Here is a 24,716-nt window from a genome sequence, read left to right on the forward strand (position 1 = left end):
TTCTGAATCTACAAATATGCAATAACTATAATTTAATAAGTTATACAATTCCTGTAATATGTTTCAGAATTATTGCGAAATCCTTTAATTATTAAACAGAAATACAATAATTTAATTAGTTATACTAAAATTAAAAAAATAGTCTTAAAGTTTTACATTTGTTACAAAGTCTTTTTCGTTTGCGATGACTTTACCGTCATATTGTAGTTTCCAGCCCATTGTATTCGTCAAAATCAAAATCTTGGAAAGTTCACTTATCAAACGGTTCTGAGCATTAGACTTCAACGATGACTTTTCTATTTTCTTAGCTAAATTGGCCTTTACTGATTTATTGATTTTATTGTAATCATCACCAGTAAAAGGATTCATCTGACTTTGCTCTACGTCATAGAACTTGATGTCTGGACTTATCTTTATTTCTTCTTTCGGGATGCTTAGAATTGTTATAGTTTTATTGGCTTCATCGATATCGTATTTCATTTGGTGCAAATCATAGGATACGGTAACATCTGCATTAACAATTATCAATGCTTTTTTCTCAAATGAGAGCATATCCATCATGTATTTCTGTTGGTTTTTATAAGTCACCACTTCCGAAAAATGTCCTTCGGTAACCACTAATTTCCCAACGTTCACGATTTGTTGCTGAATCAAATTAGTATTGTAATCTAAAGTTGAATCATCTCCTTTCTTGAATTCACAGAATTTGAATGCCAAAATTATTGCCACTACAAGTACTGCTCCAACTAAAATTCTCTTTACCATAATTAAAATTTCATGAATGAATATTGAGCCACTAATGTAGCGATTTTCGACTGAAGATTGGCTTCAAATTTTTTATGACTCTCCGAATGGGGATTAAATGGTCGATGTTGCAAACCCTTTTGAATGCTTTCGACAACATCCATTGTGGGATAAGTCGTTTCTGAAATAGTGGATTCTTTGAATCTCTCCCAGATATAATCAATTGCTATTTGACTTGGATGCAACATATCTTCGGCATAAAAACGATAATCCCGGAGTTCATCCATCATAATTTCAGAGGAAGGATAATAGGTTGCAGATTTTAGATTGCAGATTTTAGATTCCCTTAAAACGTGGTAAACTGATGCAATCAAATGTGCTTTGCTGACTTGATTTTCAACAAAACCATCTTTAAGGTGGCGCACAGGGGAAACGGTAAAAATGAAATTACAATTGGGATTAATCGATTGTATCAAATCAATTGTATTCGTAATACTTTCCTGAATCGTTGCAACAGTTAGCAGTTCTTTGGCAAACTGTTTTTGAGGTACTTTATGGCAATTAGCCACAATGGCCTCTTTTTCAATATTTCGATACACCCAAGAAGTTCCATACGTAATAATTACGTGGGTTGCTTCCTGCAATTGGTTCTTTGTTTCCTTTAGAATTTGATTCAGATTTTTCAAAAATTCTGTTGCATCCGAATGGCTTAAATCCGAATGCACTTCAAAACAATGCCAACGCTCGTTGTGAAAAAAAATATCTTTTTCGGTGAATAAAACGTCATTAACCAATCTGTCAATAATTCTCTCAATCGAAACCGGATTGAAAATAATTCCGAATGGATTGATAGTGCTTTGAAATTTAAAATATTGGAATTTATCTCCCATATTTTCAGCAAAACAGGAACCCAACGAGACAATTTTGGAATTGTAGTCTATTGGGTTGGGATTTTGAGTGATATTGATTTTGGTTCTGAAATTCATTTTGTGTTTTTAACCTTTCAAAAATACAAAATAAAAAAACTTTAAAATCAAAACCCCAAATACTCCAATATTAAAATGGTGTATTTGGGGTTTTGAAATAATGCTATTTATTATAGCCTTTTAAAAACTCTAGTATGTGATACTAATTGTACCATCAATAGCTCCGTCAATAAAGCTTTTTCCCTCAGTCGGAAAACCATTAGCATCATATTCGTATTCATTTGTAAAAATATGAGTGCCATCAATTGTTACATATGTCCTTTTAACCAAGTTATTAACAGATAGTGCATTGTTTAGTAATAAATTAAATCCTAATACATTTTTAAATGACTGGTTTTTAGTATCATATTCATATGTTGAAGAAGTACCGTAAGCTCCTGATTGTGATTTTTCGTCCTTTATAAGATTACCGTCTTTAAAGGTAAGCTTCCCTGTATATTCAGGTCCATATCTATCCCCTGTACTGAGAGTTATCGCAAATTCCGTATAAGAAATAGTTCCATCGGTATTGTAAGTGTAATTCGATTGGTACTTAATAACATCCCCCGTTGTTAAACGAGTCTTAGAAGAAAGTTTACCATTACTATAAAAATATTCCGTTGTAGACACAGTCCCGTCACTCTGTATTTCCACAAGCTTTGTTATTAGATCTCCAGTATAAGTATATATATTTTTATAGCCATTATCTGAAATCRCACTGACTATTTTATTTCCATTATATGTATAATCCGTTGATAAGTGTCCAACATAATTAACAGTAACTATTTTTTCAGGAAAGATTAGAGTAGTGGAATCTGGTGAATTGTCATTATTAGATGAATTACCATCATCCCTAGAACAAGAAGCAAGTACCAACAAACACGTGCAAAATAAATAAAGTATTTTTTTCATAATTTAATAAATCCAATTTTTAACAAAAAAAATCATAAAAAACCTAAGAAACAAATTAAGAGAGATAAATTTTTAGCCTTTAAAAAACACCAAATAAAAAATACAGAATTTACATCCGTCTATTTTAATAGACCAATTAAATTGATTAAATTTGATAATAAGAGCAACTCTTCACAAAACAAACAACAACCTTAAAATCAGCGAATTAAAAACATTTACTCCTAAATGAACTTGTAAAATACTTCTTGATTTGAAAAACAAATTAGGATTCTAATAATTAAATTTTAAAAAATGACTCTAAAAAAAGCACTTACCGTATTAATGCTGATTTTATTATCAGCATCTGCTTTTTCACAAGCAAAAAAACTTGACAAAATCATCACAAAAGATTATCAAGTCATTGAATGTAGCATTTCGAAAATGTCAGACAAAACAATAGAATATTCGATGCCAAATGAAACAATGACTATCGTAATTGATGTTTCAAAAATTGCTCGAATTGATTTCGCCAGCGGAAGATCACAAACTTTTGCCATAGCTGAAAACACCATAGAAAGTGCTCCAAGTTCAACAAACAATGCTTCAGTAAATCAGGCTGCAACTTTCAAAACGAATACAATCGCCGTATTGCCTGTGCCTTTTGTGAATTCTGAAAATATGACCGACTCAGAAGAAATGTCAAAATTTGCCCAAAACGACATCTACAACAAACTATTGGATAAATCTTCGAATATATTACCGTTGACGGTTCAGGATTTAAGAACAACCAATAGTTTATTGCGAAAAGCAGGTATTGATCATAAAAACATAGATGAAACTCCAATAGACGAACTTCACAAAATACTTGGAGTAGATAATATCGTTGCAGCAAAAGTATCCTATACAGTAACTCAAAATCAAACCTCAACAGCTTATACTTCGCAAAACGCAAAAGTAAACGACAATAAAGTAAAAGCAAATGAAGCTACTGTTGCCAATACCAATACCCAATTATTGTTTGATTATCACGTCTATTTTGATATGTATAAAAATAATTCCAAAATATATACTCAAAACAGAAAGCCTATGTTTAAAATAAAAGACAGTTGGATGGATACCGTTACCTACTTACTGAAAAGAAGTCCAATCTATGTAAAATAAAACATATGACTAAGCAAATCTTAACTCTAGTACTTCTTTTGACTCTTACGTTTATTTCTTGTAAAAAAGAAACAAGCGAAAGCCAAAACACCATAGACACAGCGACTGTTATCAAAGACACGCTTTCAGCTAAACTTAAAGACAGTATTATTGATCCTGACCCTACAGATACAATCCCTGCAGGACAATATGGCATCAATTCTTCAAATTTGAAAACTGCCAATATTGTTCGATTGACTTTACAAAATCTATACAAAGACGATCTTTCTAAAAAAATCATTGATGATTATAGTAAGAAGTTTATTTTCTTTGAATATGATTTGAATGATGATGGCAAGAAAGAGATCCTAGTAGGTTTAACCGGTCCTTATTTTTGTGGTTCTGGAGGTTGCACTCAATATCTTTTAGACAATCAAGGCGCAGTCATTTCCAAATTTACTGTTGCAGATTATCCTGTTGTGATTGATACTGAAAAATCTTCTGGCTGGAAAAACTTATTCATTCATAGTGGCCACAAAAATAGAGTTGTAAAATTTGACGGCAAAAAATATCCTTCCAACCCATCTCTCCAACCTGAATTAAAAGTAACTCCTGGAGATGGTTTACCAAGAGCATTGGATTTTAGTAATGAACCCTATGCTTGGTTTAAGTTTTAAATAGAAAATAAAGCAAATAGAAAACCCCAAATACTCCAATATTAGAATGGTGTATTTGGGGGTACAATTTTATTAATTCAAAAATTTAAAAATACAAATTAATAATAAACCCATTCACTATTGCCGACTCCACCATCTTCAAAAGTAGTAATTACAGAAACAGGATAATTAGCCGAATTATAGCTGTACTTATTTGAATAACCGTAAGCTAAAACATCACTAGAATTATATTTTTTACAGGTTAGTATATTATGGATTTTCCCTAAATCCCCTAACAAATTTATCTTGTTATAACCGAGAATATTTTTAAAAATATTATTTTTATCATCGTATGTATATTCTGTCTTTGAAAATAATACATTATCTTTATATTCTTCTACTTTTATAGTTTCGCCTTGATCATTTAGCCAAACCTTACCTGTTATAACTATTATGTCCTGGTTTATTAAATCCCCAGTGAATTCTGTATAGCCAATTGTACCATCAGAATTATAAACAAATACTCTTTTGTTTCCAGAATAATAAAATTTACTAAGCAGTTTTTCACTTATTAATCTTTGCTTACTGTCATACTCATAAATCATTTCAAATAGTAAAACTTTATTTTCATCATATCTTTTACTACCATTTATTAAATCGCCATTGTAAGTAAAATCAATAAAGGCATTATTACTAAAACTTGGACTTATCCTTGTCAGCTTATTTCCATTGTAGCTATATTCAAAAAAATCAGACGATGTACCGTCTTTCATAATTGCTTTTTTCACTAATACAGAATTATTAATTGCAGTATCTTCTTTATCATCATTGGAACAAGAAGTCATCACCAATAAAGAAGCAGTAAATAAATAAAATATTTTTTTCATTGCAATGTATTGTTAATTTTTTAGTAATGATATTGAGTATTAAAAGCATGCGTATTAGTAACAATACCGTTTGTAGTATCAATCTCTGACACAGTCATCGCGTCAGGATATCCATAGGAATTATAGGAGTATGTATATTTAACATTTTCAGTGTATGAACTTGAAGCAAAAGTAGATTCAAGTAAATTATTTCTCCCTGTATAGCGGTAATACTTATCATACAACTGACTAAAACCTACAATATTTGAAAAAGGATTTTTTCTATTATCATATTTATTAACGGTCGAATTTACAAAATTCCCGTCCGTGTCAAAACATTCCAACTTCACTATGTTACCATCCTGAAAAAAATATTTACTTAGATAATTTATCTGAGCATTACCTTCATTATCAAACCTATAATTTTTTGCAGATATAGTACCATCAGAATTATATACAAAATCTATCTTATAAAAATTTATGTCATGTAACGAAGTCCCCTCCGAAGTCCAGCGATCACTCCTTTTAGACAATACAGAGACAAGCTTTCCATTCTCATATTTGTATGCTACAGAATTAATCTCCCAAAATTCCCAACCATTCTTTATAACCTCTTTTTCTTCTATGATTAAATCGCCATCGTATAGGTAGGTTTTAGTTTCGGTTTTAGCATCTACTGACCTTACTTCTTTAACAATTTTGTTACCATTATAAATAATTATATCCGTTCCACCCCAACTATCACTTGTAATTTCTTTTATTAAAAGTACAGCCTCTGCTGTTGAATCTGAACTATCAGATGAACAAGAAGTAAACACTAATAAAGAAGCACAAAATAAATAAAGTAATTTTTTCATAATTTAATATCATTATTTTTTTACAAAAAAAATCATAAAAACATTATGAAGCAAATTAAAAGCACTAATTCGCCAACTAATTTATTTACAAAAAAACCTTGAATAATCTTTTAACAGATTATTCAAGGTTATATATAAAATCAAACACCTTTACAAAAGGAATTAATCTTTAAAATCTACTTCACAAACTCAACCGCCTTAGCCAAAGCCTCAGCAATTCCGTCTGTATTTTTCCCTCCAGCAGTAGCGAAGAAAGGCTGTCCTCCTCCTCCACCTTGGATGTATTTACCTAATTCACGAACCACTTGGCCCGCATTTAGTTTTCTGTCAGCAACCAATTCTTTGGAGATATAACAAGACAACATTGGTTTTCCAGCATCGGCTGTAGCCAAAACTAAGAAAATGTTAGTTCCTAAAGTACCCAATTCATAAGCTAAATCTTTAGCTCCTTCCGGACTCAAATCAACTTGTTTGGCAAGGAATTGGATTCCATTAATCTCCTGTAATTCTTTAGCCAATTCGCCTTTCATATTTTTGGCTTTATCTTTCAATAAAACCTCCAATTGCTTTTTCAATTTTGCATTTTCTTCCTGCAATGAAACAACAGCTTTTATACTATCCTGTGGGTTTTTCAACAGACTATTAATCGCTGTTAATTTTTCAGACTGGCTTGCAAAATATTCCTTTACTTTAACCGAAGTAATCGCTTCAATACGACGAATTCCCGCCGCAACAGCACCTTCGCTCACAATCTTGAAATACCAAATATCAGCAGTGTTTTTTACGTGAATTCCACCACACAATTCCATACTGCTTCCAAATTTAATAGCACGAACCGTATCACCGTATTTCTCTCCAAACAATGCCATTGCACCTTCTTCAACCGCTTGCGCAAAAGGAACATTACGTCTTTCTATTAATGGCAATTGCTCTTGAATTCTTGCATTTACAAAATCCTCTACTTGCTGAATCTCATCATCGGTAACTTTAGCATAATGCGAAAAGTCAAAACGCAAATTGTTTCTGTTTACCAAAGATCCTTTTTGCTCCACATGTGTTCCTAAAATAGTTCGCAAAGCTTGGTGCATTAAGTGGGTAGCCGAGTGATTTGCTGCCGATTCAAATCGTTGGTTTTCATAAACTATAGCCTTGAATGTTTCGGAAACATTACTAGGCAAATCTTTTACAAAATGAATAATTAAATTATTTTCTTTCTTAGTGTCAATGATATAAATAACGTCCCCGTTTCCGGTTTCAAAATATCCTTTATCTCCTACCTGTCCACCACCTTCTGGATAAAACGGAGTCATATTAAATACCAATTGGAAAATCTCTCCGTCTTTGGCACTTTCAACTTTTCTATAACGAGTAATTTTCACCATAGCTTCGGTGTGGTCATACCCTATAAATTCCTCATCATCGTCTTCTCTCAAAATCTGCCAATCTCCTGCTTTTACTTTTGAAGCCGCACGAGAACGCTCTTTTTGTTTTTGCAACTCCGATTCAAATTCAGCTTCATCCAAAGACAAGCCTTTTTCAGACAAGATCAAAGCTGTTAAATCAATAGGAAAACCATATGTGTCATACAATTCAAAAGCTTTTTTACCTGAAATAACTTTTTCGCTTGAATTTGCTATTATATTGTCCAACAAAATCAATCCTTGGTCTAGTGTACGTAAAAACGAGTTTTCTTCCTCACGAATCACATTAGCACAAAGCTCTTTTTGAGATCTGATTTCTGGAAATGAACTACCCATTTGAGCGCTCAAAGTTTCAACCAATTTATAGATAAAAGGCTCTTTGGTATTCAAGAAAGTAAAACCGTAACGAATCGCACGACGCAAAATTCTACGAATTACATAACCAGCTCCTGTATTCGATGGCAACTGACCGTCGGCAATCGCAAAAGCAACCGCACGAACGTGATCTGCAATTACACGAATCGCAATATTTATTTTATCTTCGGCTTCGTCTTTAGCCTTAATTGTATATTTAGTTCCCGTAATCGTTTCGATTTCTCTGATTAGCGGTGTAAAAACATCAGTATCATAATTTGACTGAACCCCTTGTAAAACCATACAAAGACGCTCAAATCCCATTCCTGTATCCACATGTTGAGCTGGCAATTTCTCTAGAGAACCATCGGCTTTACGATTGAATTCCATAAATACATTGTTCCAAATCTCTACCACGTGCGGGTGATCATTATTTACCAAAGATTTTCCTGAAACCAAAGCTTTTTCTTCAGCAGAACGAATATCAACGTGAATTTCGGAACAAGGTCCGCAAGGTCCTTGGTCACCCATTTCCCAGAAATTATCTTTCTTGTTTCCAAGAATAATTCGGTCTTCGTCAATCAATGTTTTCCAAATATCCCAAGCTTCTTGGTCGAAAGGTACATTCTCATCTGGATTTCCTTCAAAAACCGAAACATAAAGAATATCTTTTGGAATTTTATATACCTCAGTTAATAATTCCCAAGCCCAGTGAATTGCCTCTTTCTTGAAATAATCACCAAAAGACCAGTTTCCCAACATCTCAAACATCGTGTGGTGATACGTGTCAATCCCCACTTCCTCAAGGTCATTATGCTTTCCGGAAACACGAAGACATTTTTGCGTATCGGCAATTCTGTTGCTTTTTGGAGTTCCATGGCCTAGAAAATATTCTTTAAACTGTGCCATTCCCGAGTTATTAAACATCAAGGTCGGATCATCCTTAAGAACAATCGGTGCAGATGGAACAATTAAATGCCCTTTACTTTCAAAAAAATCTAAAAATTGTTTACGTACGTCTTGTGATTTCATTTTTGCTGTATATTCAGTATTTCGTTTATTTTTTTGTTTCTAAATCTAAAAACTTAACCTCTTGGACGTGCCACCATTAGAAAAAGGGGCCAAATCCAGCAACCGCTTATTCGGCCCCTTTCCCTAATGCTGTCGGGCTATCCGCGCTACTTCGGTAGCTAGCTTCTATCCCTCACGCGAACCCGTTGTATCAAGAGCTTTATCTAAGCTAAAAAACTCAGTCTCTTAGTACCTTAGAATCTTAGCATCTCCAAATTCATTTATTATTTAAAAAAAGACCCGAACAACTGAAACATTTATTAAATTTGTTCGACTTACTCTTTAACTAATTTGCAAAAATAGGGTATTTTAAAATATGGCGAAAGTAAAATATTATTACGATTCCGTAAATCTGGCATATCGAAAAATAAAAATCAGAAAGAGAAGAAAAGTTGGCTTTGCCGTTCTGTTTTTATTAGCCTCGGCATTGTTTGGATTTTTGACCTTCATAATACTATTGAACACACCCTATTTTGACACCCCAAAAGACCGTTTGCAAGCGCGGGAAATTGAAAATTTAAAATTGAATTATGCCATTTTAAACAAAAAAATGGACGAAGTAGATGATGTAATAGAAGATATTGAAGATCGAGACAACAATTTATACCGCGTTTACTTCAACACAGCCGCTATTCCGGAAGAAGAACGAAAAGCAGGCTATTCTAAAATAAACCGTTATGCTGCTTTGCAAGGTTATAACAATTCAAAACTAGTAACCAGCACCACCGAAAGGGTAGATGCGTTGAGCAAGGAATTGGCAATCCAATCCAAATCATTGGATGAAATTATAAAATTAGCCAAAGCCAAGGACAAGCTGTTATCGGCAATTCCCGCGATACAGCCCGTGAAAAATGAAAATTTAAAACGAATGGCTTCCGGTTTCGGGTATCGAACAGACCCATTTACAAAGGCAAGAAAAATGCACGAAGGAATGGATTTTACGGCCAAAACAGGAACACCAATCTACGCCACAGGCGATGGAGTTGTCGCCCAAGCCGACAATACCGCTTCGGGATATGGGAATCACATTGTTATAAGACACGGCTACGGCTACGAAACCCTTTATGGACATTTAAGTAAATACAATTGCCGCCCAGGAAAATCAGTAAAACGAGGAGACATTATAGGATATGTAGGTAGCACAGGACGTTCCGAAGCACCACATTTACATTACGAAGTACATAAAAACGGAAAAGTAGTGAACCCATTAAATTTTTATTATGGCAATATTTCGGCTGTGGAATACGTTGCTATTTCAAAAATAGCTAACCAAGAAAATCAATCATTAGATTAACGACCCGAGCGAAGCGAACTGGCGAAGCATTTTAGATTGCTGACTTTAGATTTTAGATTTCAAAAATAGTATAATTAATAAAAAAATGCACATAGAATTATCACCAGATAAAAGATACTACAGCATAGGCGAAGTCGCCAAAGCATTTGATGTAAACGCTTCCCTAATTCGATTTTGGGACAGTGAATTTGACATTCTGAAACCAAAGAAAAACGCCAAAGGAAACCGAATGTTCACCCCGGAAGACATCAAGAACCTGCAGCTTATTTATCATTTGGTCAAAGAAAGAGGTTTTACTTTAGAAGGTGCCAAAATCCATTTGAAAGAAGGCCAAAAGAAAACAATGGATAAATTTGAAATTATCAGTAAATTAGAAACCATAAAAATGCAATTAATAAACATTAAAAACGAATTACAATAACAATACATTAAAACAACAAACAAACTCTAAATTAAACAAACATGAAAAGATTTTTGCCTTGGATTATAGTAGCAGTAGTAATCATCGGAATTTACAGCTGGGTTAAAGGAATTAACAATACAGCAGTTACACTTGGTCAAACCGTTGAGCAATCATGGGGAGATGTGCAAACAGCTTACCAAAGAAGAAATGACCTTATTGGAAACCTAGTAAACACAGTTAAAGGAGCCGCAGATTTTGAAAAAAGCACTTTAACAGCAGTAATCGAAGCACGTGCTAAAGCAACAGCAGTAACTATTGATCCTAGTAACATCACTCCAGAACAATTGACTGCGTTCAATTCAGCTCAAAGTGGAGTAAGCAGCTCTTTGTCTAAATTATTAGTCTCTGTAGAACGTTATCCTGATTTGAAAGCCAATGCTAATTTCTTAAAATTACAAGACGAATTGGCCAGTACTGAGAATCAAATCTTGACTGCAAGAACTCGTTTCAATGAAGCTGTTATGCCATACAACACGCACATCAAAACGTTTCCTAACTCTTTGTTTGCAGGAATGTTTGGTTTCAAAGAAAAAGCATATTTCCAAGCAGTAACTGGTGCAGAAAAACCTGTTGAAGTAAAATTCTAAAAAAACTGAACCCCGCCATGGCGGGGTTTTTAAAAACTATACGATGTCAAAAGTAGAAGATTTTTTAAGCAAAGAAGATGAACAAGAAATTGTGGAAGCTATTCGAATAGCCGAAAAAAACACTTCTGGCGAAATTAGAGTTCATATAGAAAAAACAACTTCCCTAGATGCGTATGATCGTGCCATGGAAGTTTTTCATGAATTAAAAATGGATGAAACCGAATTACAAAATGGTGTTTTAATCTATCTGGCTATTGAAGACAAAACCTTTGTGATTTGTGGAGACAAAGGCATCAACGATGTTGTTACCAATACCTTTTGGGACAGTACCCGTGATGTTATGGTTGCACAATTCAAACAGGGAAATTTCAAACAAGGATTAATTGATGGTATTTTAAAAGCCGGTCAAGAAATGAAAAAGCATTTTCCTTGGCAAGAAGGCGACACCAACGAATTATCAAACGAAATATCAAAAGGATGAAGAAAGTCATAAGTCAAAAGACGAAAGTCAAAAGCCAATGGCTACAAATAATTCTGTTTTTTTTCTGCATAAATTCAATTTTTGCACAATTTACGATTCCGGAGAAACCTAGTTTTCAAACTTCGGTTTATGATTATGCCAATGTTCTAAGTCCAGAAGAAAAAGCCCAACTTGAAGAAAAACTTATCAAATATTCTGATTCTACGACTACTCAAATTGTAGTAATCACTATAGAGAGCCTCAAAAATGAAGATGTTAGTCAACTAGCAACTAAATGGGGGCAAACTTGGGGAATTGGTGGAACAGCAAAAGATGATAATGGAGTTATTATTCTTTTGGCAAAAAACGAAAGAAAGATAGCTATCAATCCTGGTTACGGTTTAGAGGATAGGCTAACCGCCGGAACTGGGGGAGAAATAATTCGAAACATTATCGTTCCTGAGTTTAAAGCTGGTAGTTATTACCAAGGTTTAGACAAAGGTACCAATGCCATTATTGATGTTTTCAAAGGCAAATACAAAGGCGAACGCAAGCAAACCAAACAAAAAGATTTTCCAATTTTACCGATCATAGTTATAGTTATTATTGTTTTGATTTTATTTTCCAAAAACAAAAATGCTGGCGGTGGTGGAAATTCTGGAAACCGCGGCGGTGGAGGCCCTAGCCTACTTGATGTCATTATCCTAAGCAGTCTCGGAAGAGGTGGCGGAGGTGGTGGTTTTGGCGGATCGTCTGGTGGCGGTTTCGGAGGCGGAGGCGGTGGCTTCGGTGGTGGTTTTGGTGGTGGCGGATTCTCCGGTGGAGGTTCTAGCGGAGGCTGGTAAAAAACTATTGCAATTTATATAAACAAATAAACCACTCAAATCGAGTGGTTTATTTGTTTATATACAATTCTTAAAATCCAGTAACTTAAAAACTATATCTACTTATTAAACAAAAAAAAGTAAAAATTATTAATCATTTTCTATTAAGTTTGAGGAAATAAATAATCTTATTTCTTTTCAAAAATGGTGTCTATGAAAAAACTTTTCACTTTAGCATTTATAGTATTTAATTTTCTTTTTGCTCACTCTCAAGTTCCTACGCAATCTGTTAAAGGAGACACTGATGACTTCTACCTAACAGTAGAAGATGCACCTGATTCTAATAATACAAATCCAGCTATTTTCACTGAGAACAATAAATATGGCATAAAGCAAGGCAATATTGTAATTGTAAAACCCACTTATGATTATATCGATTTTTCAGAAAATGATTTTAAAGTAAAAAGCAATAATAAATTTGGTATCATAAATAAAAAAGGGGAATCTATTTTGGAAACCAAATATGATTCCATTGGCAATGGAATACAATCTTATATTGTAAAACTCAACAATAAATATGGCACTTTCACAGACAAGGGAATTCCATTATTACCTATCAAATACTCTAAAATTATTTATTCAAATAATGCATCAAAAACAACTCTAGTTAGAGATGAAAAGAAGGAGTTAAAATTAATCCTAGATAACACCGTATCCAATTATTCATTTGACAATATTTATTTATATAGAAATTCAGCCATTATTTCGAAAGACTCCAAAAAGGGCCTGATTGTAGGAGGAAAATTAATTTTGGAACCTATCTATGATAATATATCGACAGAGGGAAAAAAATTAAATGAGAATGACTATATAAAAAAGTTACTCGATAAAAATAAATATTTTATAAACTCTGTTCCTCAAGATATTTTCATAACAGAAATTGGTCCAAAAAAAGGATTAATTGAAAATGGCATCCGAATTTATGATGATGAAATGGATAAAATATACAATGATTATATGAGAGGCATTATAATCGTTGAAAAAGACAAAAAGAAAGGAGCTTATTTACCAAAAACAAAGCAAAAAATTGACATAGACTACGATGCTATTAATTGTGATGGCACTCGATTTATTGAATTAAAAAAAGGCAGTCTTTCGGGTATGGTTGATTACAAACTCAATCAAATATTGCCATTAGAATATGATGACATTCAAGTTATGGGAATGCAGAGTGAGTTCAAAATTAAAAAAAACAAAAAGCAAGGCTGGGCTTCTGCAAAAGGAGAAATTTTAATTCCTCCAATGTATGACGAAATAGATGATTTTAATATGTTCCTTTCAGATGCTGATAGTTTCAAAAATTTATTTAAAGTAAAAAACAATGATTTGACAGGAGTAATAAACTTATCAAATAAAGAAATAATACCTATTGCTTTTGAATACATTTTTGAAAGGAAGAACTTTATTTGTGGCAAAACTAAAGATGGAAAATGTGGATTATACAAAAAAGATGGCTCGATAATTTTAAAGCCAGAGTATGATTTTATTTTTGAATCGGATAACGATAAAAGCAAATTACTATCAGCTATAAAAGGCACAACTTATTCCATTATCAATACTGATGGTAAAACTATTTATGATAATTCTATCAAAAAATATGGTTACATTCTTAATGAAGATAATTTAGTATGTCCCTTTTTTGATACTCAAAAATCATTTTTATTTCTTCAAGACACAAAAAACAATTATGGCGTTTATGATGAAATAAATCAAAAGCAATCTCTTCCTCAGATTTATAGCAAAATAAAACAAAAACTGACTGTTGAGACGAATAGCTATTTTATTGCTTCAAAAAATAATAAGTTTGGAATTGTTGATGATAAAAACACAATCCTCGTTCCTTTTTTATATGATGACCTCAGTTTTGACTTAGCAAGCCCATATGCTAGCAAAGAAATTATTCTGCCTGCGAAAAAGAATGGCAAATGGGGATTGATTTCACTAAAAAATAAAGTTTTGATTGATTTTGGTTATCAATTTATTGCAAAAATAGACGACTCAAAAAATATTTTTAAGGCTAAAATCAAAAACAAATACAAAATCATTGATGAAAATGGTAAAGCCTTATGCGTGGACACATTCGATGATGTAGCTAATTTTGAAGGTAGTCAAACATTAACTTTCGATAAAAACATAATGAGAGTTATAAATAACAAAGGAGTCTACACAGGAGTAAAAAAAGAAATGAATATCCATGACGGCTATAAAACTTTTGATGAATTAAAATTTGCACTAGTAGAAGCATTGGATAATCCCAAAAATGATCAGTTAATGACTTTTTGTACAAAAATTGCTCCTTCAAAACATATCCTTTATTATTTAACGACAAATATATTTGATAGAAAGTCTCTTCAATACACTCCAAATCAAGATATGATTGCGAAAGAATATTATAAAAAACTATTAGAGTTCAAACTGGACAGATGGAATGACGATAGATTTTATAATAAAGCATCATTAAAACTCGTAAATGACTATACTTATATTGACAACAATGGTATTGTAACAAATACAAGAACCAGTGACCATGCTTATGGTGATACGCGATTAATGGAAAAAATAATAAGAAACGCTGTAAAAGTTAATGGCTTTTGGATTAGCTCTTATTTTATGTATCGCAATTTTGAAATATCTGATTATTAAACTAACGAAAAGGAAGTGGGTTAAAAACACAAAAGAGAGTTCACTACGGATTCTCTTTTGTATTTTAAGCAACAAGGTTTATTATGAAAACTAATCCCCTAGCCCAGATGGAAACGGCATCCTGTTGTCCCGGGGTTCGGGACAACAGATATAGTGTACAGCTGGATAAAGCTCCTCAAACAAAAATGGCATAACACTCCTAAACTGAGATACCACAAGGATTAGTTTGTTTGAAAATTAAATTAAAAAAATTAAAAAAAAGTCTATATTTGACTCATAAATGTATTCTCCAGAAGAATTCATTGAATTTTATATCATTATAAAAATTAATCACACAGAATGCTTTCACATAAAACCAAATATGCCCTTAAAGCGCTTCTATATTTAGCGCAACAAGATGAAAACCATATTTCAAGAACCATTGAAATTGCGGAAGGTGCTTCTATTCCAAAAAAGTTTTTGGAGCAAATACTTTTGGATTTAAAAAGAGGACATTTTGTAGGTAGCAAGCAAGGAAAATACGGAGGATATTATCTTTTAAAAGACAAAGAAAGTATCACTTTGGCCGATATTCACCGATTATTTGACGGTGCGATTGCATTACTTCCATGCGCATCCTTAAATTTTTACGAACGTTGTTCAGACTGCGTAAGCGAGTCTGAGTGCTCATTACGACACGGATTAGTGGCTATTCGCGACGAGACTTTGAAAGCAATGCAAGGCATTACTATCGCCTCATTGGTAAAAAAATAAAAAAATATTTCCTAAACTATACTAAGTTTGTAGAATTTATATATATTTGCATCGAATTAACGTATGATTAACAATCAAATTTATCCCTATGCAAACAATTACAAACAAAAAAATTGAAGTCAGGAAAACAAATAAGATAACAATTCTTTCAACTATTGAAAAAAATATCACTCAAGTGATGTGTATGTGTATGTGCTAGACTCTTAAAAAAATTTTATTTTAAATTCTACTAATTACATATAATATACAAAATAATGAGAACTATATCTATAAAAACGATTACAACCCTATTACTACTATTTATTTTTTCAACCTCTTTTGCACAAAGCGTAGTTACAGGTGTCGTAACTGACAATCAAAATAATTTTTTGTCTGGTGCAAACATTGTCATAAAAGGAACAAAATACAATACAGTCTCTGATGCCAATGGGAAATTCACCCTTGACACTCACGAAAAACTTCCTTTTTCCCTTTTAATACAATATGTTGGCTATACAACCAAAGAAATAAAAATCTACCAACCAACGGAAGCTCCATTAGAAATAAGCCTAACACCTGAAGGCGAAAATGTTTTGGTTGAAGTGGTGGTTTCCTCTAGACGCCGAATCGAAAAAGTGCAAGATGTTCCAATTGCGATATCAGTTGTAACTGGAAAACAAGCAGAACAAACAGGTGCTTTCAACGTGAACCGTATAAAAGAATTGGTTCCGTCTGTACAACTTTATTCTTCAAATCCAAGAAATACAGGTATCAACATCCGTGGTCTAGGTTCTCCATTCGGACTTACCAATGACGGTATTGATCCTGGTGTAGGTTTCTATGTGGATGGTGTTTATTATGCACGTCCAGCCGCTACAACTCTTGATTTTATCGATGTAGAGCAAATTGAGGTGCTGCGTGGACCTCAAGGAACCTTGTTTGGTAAAAACACAACTTCTGGTGCTTTTAACATCACTTCTAGAAAACCAAGTTTCACCTCAGGTGCTGATTTCGAAGTGAGTTACGGAAATTATGCATACCTACAAGCAAAGGCTTCGGTTACTGGAGCTTTGGGTAAAAAAGTAGCCGGTAGATTGTCATTTTCTGGCACACAACGTGATGGTATAATCGATAATATTGCAACAGGAAAACCAACAAACACGTTGAACAATCAAGGTATTAGAGGACAATTACTTTTTACTCCATCAGAAAGAACCAATATTACATTGGCGGGAGACATTACCACTCAACATAATGACGGATATGCCCAAGTTGTTGCAGGTGTTGCACCTACACAAAGAAAACCTTACCGTCAATTTGATGCAATTATTGCCGATTTGAATTATCAACTACCAAGTTTGAATGCCTTTGACCGTAAGATTGACCACGATACGCCTTGGCGTTCCAATCAAGATTTAGGCGGAGCATCCCTTAATATTGACACCAAAATTGGAAACGGAACACTTACCTCAACAACAGCATGGCGTTTTTGGACTTGGGATCCATCCAACGATAGGGATTTTACAGGCTTACAGGTACTTGCTAAATCGCAAAATCCTTCAAGACAAACACAAATAACACAAGAGGTTCGTTATGCAGGAAAAATTACATCAAGAATAACAGGTGTTGCAGGCTTCTTTTTTATCGACCAAACATCAAAAACAAAAGGTACAGAAGAATCAGGTGATGCTCAATGGAGATTTTCTCAACAAAGCGTTAATTATAATAACAATGGTGTAAGTACGCCTGTACCATTAGCATTATGGCAAACTCCTGATCTTCTTGAAGGATACGGTATAAAAACCGATGCCAAAATACATTCAGCAAGTACTGCAGTTTTCGGTCAATTGGACTGGGCAGTAACTGAAAAATTACATGTATTACCAGGTTTACGATACAATTTTGATAAAAAAATTGCAGATTATAACCGTAAAACATACGGAGGTCTTCAAACTACCGATCCTCAATTATTAGCTATTAAAAAAGCTGTTTATACTGATCAGCAATTTTCAACAGATATTGATGACACTGACTTTTCTGGAAATATAACAGTATCTTATAAAGCAACTGACAAAATCAATGCTTATGGTACTTATGCCAAAAGCTACAAACCAGTTGGTGTGAATGTAGCGGGACTTCCTACTCCGCCAGCGGGTCAGACTCTAAGTGATCTTGCGGTAGTTAAGCCCGAAAATGTAAACCATTATGAATTTGGAGTAAAAACTTCTCCTTTCAAAAATTCAATATTGAACTTGACCTACTACGATACAAATATCAAAGATTTTCAAACGAATGTTCAAGCTGCTGAATTGGGAGTGAATCGTGGGTATCTTGCGAATGCAGATGAAGTACGTGTAAGAGGTTTAGAACTAGATGCAAGTATTAATGTTAATAAACATTTTACACTTTACGGAGCTGCAACCTACTCTGATGGAAAGTATGTTAAATTCACCAATGCACCACTTCCATTAGAAGAAACTGGAACTACTACTGCTGATGGAAAAGCTGTAAACTATAAAGATGTTTCGGGAACCGATCTACCTGGAGTTTCAAGATGGGCAGGAAGTTTAAGTGGTGAATACACTAAAGATGCAAAATTCTTTTCAAATGCTGGTAAATTCTTTATAGCACTTGATGGTTATGCACGCTCAGAATTCTCATCAAGCCCTTCTGCTTCTAAGTACTTAGTAGTTCCTGGTTATGGTATCTTTAATGGTCGTCTAGGTTTCCGTGCATCGGAAGGTTTGTCCATCCACGTTTGGGGACGCAACCTTTTAAATAAAAATTATTACGAACAATTGTTGCCTGCCGGAGGAAATTCAGGACAATACGCAGCAGTATTAGGAGATCAAATCACTTATGGTATCACACTGAAGTACTCTCTATAATAAATCATTAAAAATCGCAAAGTTAACTTGACATAATCGCCAAGTTAGCTTTGTGATTTATAAATTATTTTCAATTAAAATAAAAAGACGAGATGAAAACACATAGAAAAGCATTATTACTTATAATTGCATTAATAGCAGCAAACTTAACAACCAATAAAGTTTCGGCTCAAGATTTATCTGGAAACATCAGTATTTCTGGAGCATTTGCATTATATCCTATTACTGTAAAATGGGCGGAAGAATTTAAAAAAGCACACCCAAAAGTTAAAATTGATATTCAGGCTGGTGGTGCCGGAAAAGGAATAACGGATGTGTTATCTAAAGTAACCGATATTGGATTAGTATCACGCGAACTTAATGCAGCAGAATACAAAAAAGGAGCTTTTGCCGTAGCCGTTACCAAAGATGCAGTAATTCCAACCATAAGCGCAACAAGTCCCTATAGAAAAGTATTATACCAAAAAGGTGTGAAAAAAGAAGCATTCAACAATATTTTCATCACAGGTAAATACAAAACGTGGAATACTTTGGGTTTCAAAAGCACTTCTCCAATTCATGTCTACACAAGATCTGATGCCGCTGGAGCTGCCGAAACTTGGGCGAGTTATTTTGGCAAAAAACAAGAAGATTTACAAGGAGTTGCCGTATTTGGAGACCCCGGATTGGCACAAGCAGTACAAAGAGATCCTTCTGGATTAGGTTTTAATAACATCGTTTACATCTATGATAATAAAACCAATAAACCAACCAATGGAATTGTTGCAGTTCCGATCGATCTTAACAATAACGGAAAATTAGATGCAGATGAAAACTTTTATAATGACATCGACCAATTGATTGCCGCCATTGTCACTGGTAAATACCCATCACCTCCTGCAAGAGATTTGTATTTTGTAACCACTGGAAAACCAAACAATGCCGTTGTCAAAGCATTTATAAAATACATACTTACGGATGGTCAAAAATTTGTATCAGAAGCGGGATACATCAAGCTTTCAAAAGAAAAACTAAAAAAAGAACTAGAGAAGGTAAAGTAATATTCTTCCAATAAATAAAACATCCACCCTAAAACAAGAACTAAAAACCATGAGTGGTTTAAAAACAGTTTTTGATAGGGTGGTTTACTATAATTAAATGAAAAATATAAGATTGCTCAAAGATCGATTCATCAGTAAAATATTCCTGATGCTTACCCTCTTGTCTATCTCGACAGTTGTGTTGATTGCATTAGGATTATTCTACAAATCTATACCCATTTTAAACAGTACTTCACTTTATAATTTATTATTCTCCTCCGAATGGAAACCTTTCAAAGAAGCCTTCGGATTTTATCCTTTTATTGTTGGCACACTTTGGGTAACTGCAATTGCCATCATAATTGCTCTGCCTTTATCAATGCTAACAGCAATTTACCTTTCGGAATATGCTCACATTAGAGTACGAAAATTGGTTTTACCTTTAATCGAATTATTATCGGGGATACCGCCTGTACTTTATGGTGTTTGGGGAGTCTTGGTAATTGTCCCTTTGATTCAGGATAAAATAGCACCACATTTCGTAGAATTCACAACAGGTTATTCTGTGTTGGCGGGAGGAATCGTTTTGGCAATAATGATTTTCCCTCTTATCATCAGCATTGTAATTGAGGTGTTTGACAATGTACCACAGGACTTACGAAACGCATCGTTATCATTGGGTGCTACACAATGGCAAACTACCAAAAAAGTGGTTCTACGTAAATCTTTTGATGGAATTGTAGCTGCTGTAGTTCTGGCAATTTCCAGAGCTTTTGGGGAAACCATAGCCGTTTTGATGGTTTGCGGCAATTTGGCTCAAGTTCCACATAGTCTATTCGATTCGGCTTATCCCCTACCAGCACTTATCGCAAATAATTATGGAGAAATGATGTCCATTCCTATGTACGATTCAGCATTAATGTTTGCGGCGTTGCTCCTATTCGCCATTATTTTCTTATTCAATGCGGTGTCGAGAATTATTTTATATAGAATCGAAAAAAGAAATAACTAACAGGTATCAAAATGAGAAAAATAGAAGAAAATATATTCAAAGTCTTGATGATATTAAGCACTATCATCATTAGCAGTACCTTGTTCATGATACTGTACACCCTTTTCTCAAGAGGAATTGGTTCCTTGAGTTGGGATATGGTTTCGAAAATTCCGGAAGGTGGTTTTTACATTGGTAAAGGAGGCGGTATTCTAAATGCCATAGTGGGTTCGATTTATATCACTATAGGTTCTACTTTATTGGGACTTTTAATTAGTCTTCCAATTGTTATTTACATTAATGTGTATGCCAAAAGAAATGCAACTTTGGCTTCGATTACCCGATTGAGTTATGATATCCTGTTTGGTATTCCATCAATTGTATATGGCGCTTTTGGATTTGCCATTATGGTCTATATGGGACTAAAAACCTCATTGTTGGCGGGAATTATTACAGTAACATTAATGATAATCCCAATCCTGGTGCGAGCCATAGATGAAGTAGTTCGAGTTGTTCCAGAAGACATGAGCAACGCTGTTTTTGCACTTGGGGGAACACGATATGAAACTGCAAAAATTATATTAAGACAATCCATTCCTGGAATTATCACAGCCATATTATTGTCTTTCGGAAGAGCTATTGGCGATGCCGCCTGCGTACTTTTTACAGCAGGCTTTACAGATAGCATCCCAACTTCCCTTGACCAACCCGCTGCAACTTTGCCACTGTCCATATTTTTCCAATTGAGCAGTCCTATTCAAGAGGTTCAAAATAGAGCATATGCCGCAGCAGTTATCCTTACCATTATTGTTTTAATTATCAACATTGTTGCAAAAATAGCAAGCAAAAATCTTTCAAAAAATAAAATATGATCATTCAGCCACACATAAGTATCCAAAATTTAAATGTTCACATTGGTGAAAACCATATTTTAAAGAACATTAATCTTGACATTCCAGACAAGAAAGTGACCTCGTTAATTGGTCCATCGGGTTGTGGAAAAACGACCTTGCTTAAAACCATGAACCGATTACTCGACCGTCAAAATGATGTTCGCGTAGACGGTAAAGTTTTAGTAGACGGAGAAAACATTTACGATCCAAAGGCCGAAGTCACCCACATCAGAAAAAAAATGGGTTTACTGTCGCAAAGACCTTTCCCATTACCAATGAACATTTATGACAATATTGCCTATGGACAACGTATTCATGGAAACCACAACAGAGCATCCCTAGACGAAATTGTTGAAAAATACCTTCGTGGTGTTAATCTTTGGGACGAAGTAAAAGACAGACTAAAATCTCCTGCTACGAGATTATCCATTGGCCAACAGCAGCGATTATGTTTAGCTAGAGGACTGGCGATTGAACCTGAAATTATTTTGGGAGACGAACCAACATCGGCATTGGATCCAATCTCAACACAAGCTATAGAAGAATTATTTATGCAATTAAAAGACAAATACACGATTGTACTTGTCACACACATTTTGCGTCAAGCCCGAAGAGTGTCGGATTACATTGGTTTTGTATATATGGGAGAGATTATAGAATTCGGTCCAACGGAAGAAGTTCTTTTGAATCCAAAAGAAAAACTAACCAAGGACTATGTAAAAGGCTTTTTGGTTTAGTGGTAAAAAATAAATTCTATATAAATTATAGAGTTTATGTACATTTGCCAAAAACCGAAATAGACTTCATGAAAACCATCAGAATCTTTTGCCTTTTGTTAGTATGCTTTGTTTCCAAAGCACAGACCGAAAAAAATGTAGATCATCAAAGTTTACTTTGGACACGATACTACAACCAATTGACATTAAATAATAAATGGTCCATTCATACTGAATTTGACAATCGGATTTTCATGAATCCTGTTGAAGAAAATTTATATGAAATGCGGATTCAGGGACGTTATAAAATTAATAACAACATCGAAGTGGGTGCCGGATATGCATATTTCTCCGTTGCAACCCAAGTTCCCGAAGTCACTTATGATTTTAGAGTACCTGAATACAGAGGTCAGCAGGACATTACTTGGAAACAGGAATATGGCAGCTTTACCCTAAATCAACGCTTTCAAATGGAAGAACGTTTTTTTCACAATGCCGATAAACAGGGATTGCTACCAGGAACTACTTACTATTGGAGATTCAGATACCGTCTTCAAGGGGAATATTCCTGCTGGAAAAAGGAACATCAGTATTTAAAAGCCATTGTATATGATGAATTGATGATCAATGCTGGAGAAAATGTCGTTAAAAACCCTTTTGACCAAAACAGGATTTACGCTGCTTTGCAATATGGTGTCAACAAAAATATAGCATTAGAATTGGGTTATTTAAACAGTTTCCAACAACGCGCGAGTGGTGTTGATTATTTTGACAGAGACATTATTAGGTTTACCTTTTTCCATAAAATAAAACTAAAAGAAAAGCACAAAATACAAGCCAATTAAGATTTTAAGGAGTCCAACTCCAAAGTAAAGTTGATCTATAAGTTTTTCTTTTGTTTCTTTTTTTATGAAAATACAATGTCTTTTCTTTTGAACCAAACCATTCAAAAAAACAAAAAAAAACATGAGTACAGAAAAACTTAATTACACCTTATTTGATTTACTAAAATATTTCCTCAAACTAGGCACAACTGGCTTTGGTGGCCCTGTGGCTTTGGTTGGTTACATGCATCGCGACTTAGTCGAGGATAAAAAATGGATTAGCGACTCCGACTTCAAAGAAGGATTGGCACTGTCCCAATTAGCTCCAGGTCCTTTGGCAGCACAATTGGGGATTTATATTGGATTTGTACACTTTGGTGTTTTAGGAGCTACCCTTTCTGGATTGGCTTTTGTTATCCCTTCTTTTATAATGGTAGTTTTATTAGGCATTGCCTACCAAGCGTATGGTGGTTTGCCATGGATGCAAGCTATTTTTTATGGTATAAGTGCTGCGGTAATTGGTATAATTGTTTTGAGTTCGTATAAACTGACTATGAAGTCCATTAGCAAATTTGAAATTTCTGCTATAAAAAACAATTGGCTTCTCTGGATATTTTACATTGTCGCGACCATTCTTACGGCTGTAACCCAAAAAGAAGAATTGCTTTTGTTTGTAGCTTTGGGTTTTATCTACATGATCGTAAAAGCACCACCAGAATGGATTAAACGTCCTAAAACTGCTTCCTTCTTTTTTCTTTCAACAGCTGGATTCTCAGCGATAGAACTTGGAAAATTAGGAGACCTTACTTGGTTTTTTATTAAAGCTGGAGCATTTGTTTTTGGAAGCGGATTGGCTATTGTTCCCTTTTTACATGCTGGAGTGGTCAACGAGCATGGATGGTTAACAGAAAATCAATTTGTCGATGCCGTGGCTGTAGCAATGATTACCCCTGGACCCGTCGTAATCACTGTGGGATTCATCGGCTATTTAGTTTCGGGATTTACTGGTGCGAGCGTTGCAGCTTTGGGCGTTTTTCTCCCTTGTTATTTATTCACCGTTATTCCTGCACCATATTTCAAAAAGATTTCACAAAACAAGAGCATCAAAGCATTTGTTGACGGAATAACTGCTGGAGTAATTGGTGCTTTGGTGGGTGCGGTAATAGTAATTTCCCTCCGAACAATTGTAGATATACCCACGGCACTGATAGCAACAGGAACAGTTCTGATTTTGATTTATGTCAAAAAAATACAAGAACCCCATATAATCTGTATTGCTGCTCTTTTGGGAGTTTTACTCAAACTGATATAATTTTATAAAAAAAGTAGTCCTAAATTCCACTAGATTATCAATCCA

Annotated in this window: 22 protein-coding genes; 16 read left to right on the forward strand and 6 right to left on the reverse strand. The window is 34.2% G+C overall.

The genetic code is table 11. The features are described 5' to 3' along the window. Positions 1-144: 144 nt before the first annotated feature. The 3 genes from AC1DY0_RS05995 to AC1DY0_RS06005 form a co-directional block, all read right to left on the reverse strand. Positions 145-765, reverse strand: a complete 621-nt coding sequence (locus AC1DY0_RS05995; RefSeq protein ID WP_477187731.1) for a DUF4230 domain-containing protein — start codon at positions 763-765, stop codon at positions 145-147. A 2-nt stretch (positions 766-767) separates the two neighbouring features. Beyond that, positions 768-1,730: a GSCFA domain-containing protein gene (locus AC1DY0_RS06000; protein WP_477187732.1), complete on the reverse strand. Its 963-nt coding sequence runs from the start codon at positions 1,728-1,730 to the stop codon at positions 768-770. A 129-nt stretch (positions 1,731-1,859) separates the two neighbouring features. After that, positions 1,860-2,363 carry a hypothetical protein gene (locus tag AC1DY0_RS06005; protein ID WP_477187733.1) on the reverse strand — a complete coding sequence of 168 codons (504 nt, stop codon included), beginning with the start codon at positions 2,361-2,363 and terminating at the stop codon, positions 1,860-1,862. A 549-nt stretch (positions 2,364-2,912) separates the two neighbouring features. Between AC1DY0_RS06005 and AC1DY0_RS06010 the strand changes: the two genes are divergently transcribed. Together AC1DY0_RS06010 and AC1DY0_RS06015 are read left to right on the forward strand one after the other, a co-directional pair. Further along, on the forward strand, positions 2,913-3,761 hold the full coding sequence (locus AC1DY0_RS06010) for a hypothetical protein (RefSeq protein ID WP_477187734.1): 849 nt from the start codon (positions 2,913-2,915) through the stop codon (positions 3,759-3,761). Positions 3,762-3,766: 5 nt separating this feature from the next. Next, positions 3,767-4,417, forward strand: coding sequence for a hypothetical protein (locus tag AC1DY0_RS06015; protein WP_477187735.1), 651 nt, complete (start codon positions 3,767-3,769; stop codon positions 4,415-4,417). A gap of 98 nt (positions 4,418-4,515) precedes the next feature. On the opposite strand, the gene AC1DY0_RS06020 is transcribed toward AC1DY0_RS06015, so the two are convergent. The 3 genes from AC1DY0_RS06020 to alaS form a co-directional block, all read right to left on the reverse strand. Then, positions 4,516-5,283, reverse strand: a complete 768-nt coding sequence (locus tag AC1DY0_RS06020) for a hypothetical protein (RefSeq protein ID WP_477187736.1) — start codon at positions 5,281-5,283, stop codon at positions 4,516-4,518. A 20-nt stretch (positions 5,284-5,303) separates the two neighbouring features. Then, positions 5,304-6,119, reverse strand: a complete 816-nt coding sequence (locus AC1DY0_RS06025) for a hypothetical protein (RefSeq protein ID WP_477187737.1) — start codon at positions 6,117-6,119, stop codon at positions 5,304-5,306. Between the two features lie 176 nt (positions 6,120-6,295). Beyond that, on the reverse strand, positions 6,296-8,926 hold the full coding sequence (gene alaS / locus AC1DY0_RS06030) for an alanine--tRNA ligase (protein ID WP_477187738.1): 2,631 nt from the start codon (positions 8,924-8,926) through the stop codon (positions 6,296-6,298). 355 nt (positions 8,927-9,281) lie between these two features. Between alaS and AC1DY0_RS06035 the strand changes: the two genes are divergently transcribed. The 14 genes from AC1DY0_RS06035 to AC1DY0_RS06100 all read left to right on the forward strand — a co-directional run bounded on the left by AC1DY0_RS06035 (position 9,282) and on the right by AC1DY0_RS06100 (position 24,671). Next, a complete protein-coding gene (locus AC1DY0_RS06035; protein WP_477187739.1) occupies positions 9,282-10,259 on the forward strand; it encodes a M23 family metallopeptidase in 978 nt (325 codons plus the stop codon). Positions 10,260-10,344: 85 nt separating this feature from the next. Next, a complete protein-coding gene (locus AC1DY0_RS06040; protein WP_111411317.1) occupies positions 10,345-10,680 on the forward strand; it encodes a MerR family transcriptional regulator in 336 nt (111 codons plus the stop codon). 41 nt (positions 10,681-10,721) lie between these two features. After that, on the forward strand, positions 10,722-11,309 hold the full coding sequence (locus AC1DY0_RS06045; protein ID WP_477187740.1) for a LemA family protein: 588 nt from the start codon (positions 10,722-10,724) through the stop codon (positions 11,307-11,309). Positions 11,310-11,352: 43 nt separating this feature from the next. Continuing rightward, positions 11,353-11,790, forward strand: a complete 438-nt coding sequence (locus AC1DY0_RS06050) for a TPM domain-containing protein (protein WP_477187741.1) — start codon at positions 11,353-11,355, stop codon at positions 11,788-11,790. Then, complete coding sequence (locus AC1DY0_RS06055; protein WP_477187742.1) at positions 11,787-12,614, forward strand: TPM domain-containing protein; 828 nt, start codon at positions 11,787-11,789, stop codon at positions 12,612-12,614. Before AC1DY0_RS06050 ends, AC1DY0_RS06055 begins: the two co-directional genes overlap by 4 nt. A gap of 192 nt (positions 12,615-12,806) precedes the next feature. After that, a complete protein-coding gene (locus AC1DY0_RS06060; RefSeq protein WP_477187743.1) occupies positions 12,807-15,296 on the forward strand; it encodes a WG repeat-containing protein in 2,490 nt (829 codons plus the stop codon). Between the two features lie 339 nt (positions 15,297-15,635). Further along, on the forward strand, positions 15,636-16,049 hold the full coding sequence (locus AC1DY0_RS06065) for an RrF2 family transcriptional regulator (RefSeq protein ID WP_477187744.1): 414 nt from the start codon (positions 15,636-15,638) through the stop codon (positions 16,047-16,049). Positions 16,050-16,303: 254 nt separating this feature from the next. Further along, positions 16,304-18,916: a TonB-dependent receptor gene (locus AC1DY0_RS06070; protein WP_477187745.1), complete on the forward strand. Its 2,613-nt coding sequence runs from the start codon at positions 16,304-16,306 to the stop codon at positions 18,914-18,916. 92 nt (positions 18,917-19,008) lie between these two features. Then, on the forward strand, positions 19,009-19,956 hold the full coding sequence (locus AC1DY0_RS06075; RefSeq protein ID WP_477187746.1) for a PstS family phosphate ABC transporter substrate-binding protein: 948 nt from the start codon (positions 19,009-19,011) through the stop codon (positions 19,954-19,956). A gap of 97 nt (positions 19,957-20,053) precedes the next feature. Beyond that, entirely contained in the window at positions 20,054-20,947 is an 894-nt protein-coding gene (pstC, locus tag AC1DY0_RS06080; RefSeq protein ID WP_477187747.1) for a phosphate ABC transporter permease subunit PstC, read from the forward strand. Positions 20,948-20,958: 11 nt separating this feature from the next. Next, positions 20,959-21,798: a phosphate ABC transporter permease PstA gene (pstA, locus tag AC1DY0_RS06085; RefSeq protein WP_477187748.1), complete on the forward strand. Its 840-nt coding sequence runs from the start codon at positions 20,959-20,961 to the stop codon at positions 21,796-21,798. Continuing rightward, positions 21,795-22,556 carry a phosphate ABC transporter ATP-binding protein PstB gene (gene pstB, locus AC1DY0_RS06090; RefSeq protein WP_477187749.1) on the forward strand — a complete coding sequence of 254 codons (762 nt, stop codon included), beginning with the start codon at positions 21,795-21,797 and terminating at the stop codon, positions 22,554-22,556. Before pstA ends, pstB begins: the two co-directional genes overlap by 4 nt. A gap of 68 nt (positions 22,557-22,624) precedes the next feature. Next, positions 22,625-23,380, forward strand: coding sequence for a DUF2490 domain-containing protein (locus tag AC1DY0_RS06095; protein ID WP_477187750.1), 756 nt, complete (start codon positions 22,625-22,627; stop codon positions 23,378-23,380). 121 nt (positions 23,381-23,501) lie between these two features. Continuing rightward, positions 23,502-24,671, forward strand: coding sequence for a chromate transporter (locus AC1DY0_RS06100; protein WP_477187751.1), 1,170 nt, complete (start codon positions 23,502-23,504; stop codon positions 24,669-24,671). The last annotated feature ends 45 nt before the right edge of the window (positions 24,672-24,716 follow it).

It is taken from the genome of Flavobacterium sp. P1_E4, from assembly GCF_056405915.1.

What these genes read in the sequence shown, in the direction of transcription:
- AC1DY0_RS06040 (WP_111411317.1), top strand. Translation starts at nt 10,345, where the DNA reads ATGCACATAGAATTATCACCAGATAAAAGATACTACAGCATAGGCGAA.
- AC1DY0_RS06065 (WP_477187744.1), top strand. Translation starts at nt 15,636, where the DNA reads ATGCTTTCACATAAAACCAAATATGCCCTTAAAGCGCTTCTATATTTA.
- AC1DY0_RS06020 (WP_477187736.1), bottom strand. Translation starts at nt 5,283, where the DNA reads ATGAAAAAAATATTTTATTTATTTACTGCTTCTTTATTGGTGATGACT.
- AC1DY0_RS06045 (WP_477187740.1), top strand. Translation starts at nt 10,722, where the DNA reads ATGAAAAGATTTTTGCCTTGGATTATAGTAGCAGTAGTAATCATCGGA.
- pstC (WP_477187747.1), top strand. Translation starts at nt 20,054, where the DNA reads ATGAAAAATATAAGATTGCTCAAAGATCGATTCATCAGTAAAATATTC.
- AC1DY0_RS06055 (WP_477187742.1), top strand. Translation starts at nt 11,787, where the DNA reads ATGAAGAAAGTCATAAGTCAAAAGACGAAAGTCAAAAGCCAATGGCTA.
- pstA (WP_477187748.1), top strand. Translation starts at nt 20,959, where the DNA reads ATGAGAAAAATAGAAGAAAATATATTCAAAGTCTTGATGATATTAAGC.
- AC1DY0_RS06060 (WP_477187743.1), top strand. Translation starts at nt 12,807, where the DNA reads ATGAAAAAACTTTTCACTTTAGCATTTATAGTATTTAATTTTCTTTTT.
- AC1DY0_RS06095 (WP_477187750.1), top strand. Translation starts at nt 22,625, where the DNA reads ATGAAAACCATCAGAATCTTTTGCCTTTTGTTAGTATGCTTTGTTTCC.
- AC1DY0_RS06035 (WP_477187739.1), top strand. Translation starts at nt 9,282, where the DNA reads ATGGCGAAAGTAAAATATTATTACGATTCCGTAAATCTGGCATATCGA.
- AC1DY0_RS06070 (WP_477187745.1), top strand. Translation starts at nt 16,304, where the DNA reads ATGAGAACTATATCTATAAAAACGATTACAACCCTATTACTACTATTT.
- AC1DY0_RS06000 (WP_477187732.1), bottom strand. Translation starts at nt 1,730, where the DNA reads ATGAATTTCAGAACCAAAATCAATATCACTCAAAATCCCAACCCAATA.
- AC1DY0_RS06010 (WP_477187734.1), top strand. Translation starts at nt 2,913, where the DNA reads ATGACTCTAAAAAAAGCACTTACCGTATTAATGCTGATTTTATTATCA.
- AC1DY0_RS06015 (WP_477187735.1), top strand. Translation starts at nt 3,767, where the DNA reads ATGACTAAGCAAATCTTAACTCTAGTACTTCTTTTGACTCTTACGTTT.
- AC1DY0_RS06100 (WP_477187751.1), top strand. Translation starts at nt 23,502, where the DNA reads ATGAGTACAGAAAAACTTAATTACACCTTATTTGATTTACTAAAATAT.
- AC1DY0_RS05995 (WP_477187731.1), bottom strand. Translation starts at nt 765, where the DNA reads ATGGTAAAGAGAATTTTAGTTGGAGCAGTACTTGTAGTGGCAATAATT.
- AC1DY0_RS06025 (WP_477187737.1), bottom strand. Translation starts at nt 6,119, where the DNA reads ATGAAAAAATTACTTTATTTATTTTGTGCTTCTTTATTAGTGTTTACT.
- AC1DY0_RS06075 (WP_477187746.1), top strand. Translation starts at nt 19,009, where the DNA reads ATGAAAACACATAGAAAAGCATTATTACTTATAATTGCATTAATAGCA.
- pstB (WP_477187749.1), top strand. Translation starts at nt 21,795, where the DNA reads ATGATCATTCAGCCACACATAAGTATCCAAAATTTAAATGTTCACATT.
- alaS (WP_477187738.1), bottom strand. Translation starts at nt 8,926, where the DNA reads ATGAAATCACAAGACGTACGTAAACAATTTTTAGATTTTTTTGAAAGT.
- AC1DY0_RS06050 (WP_477187741.1), top strand. Translation starts at nt 11,353, where the DNA reads ATGTCAAAAGTAGAAGATTTTTTAAGCAAAGAAGATGAACAAGAAATT.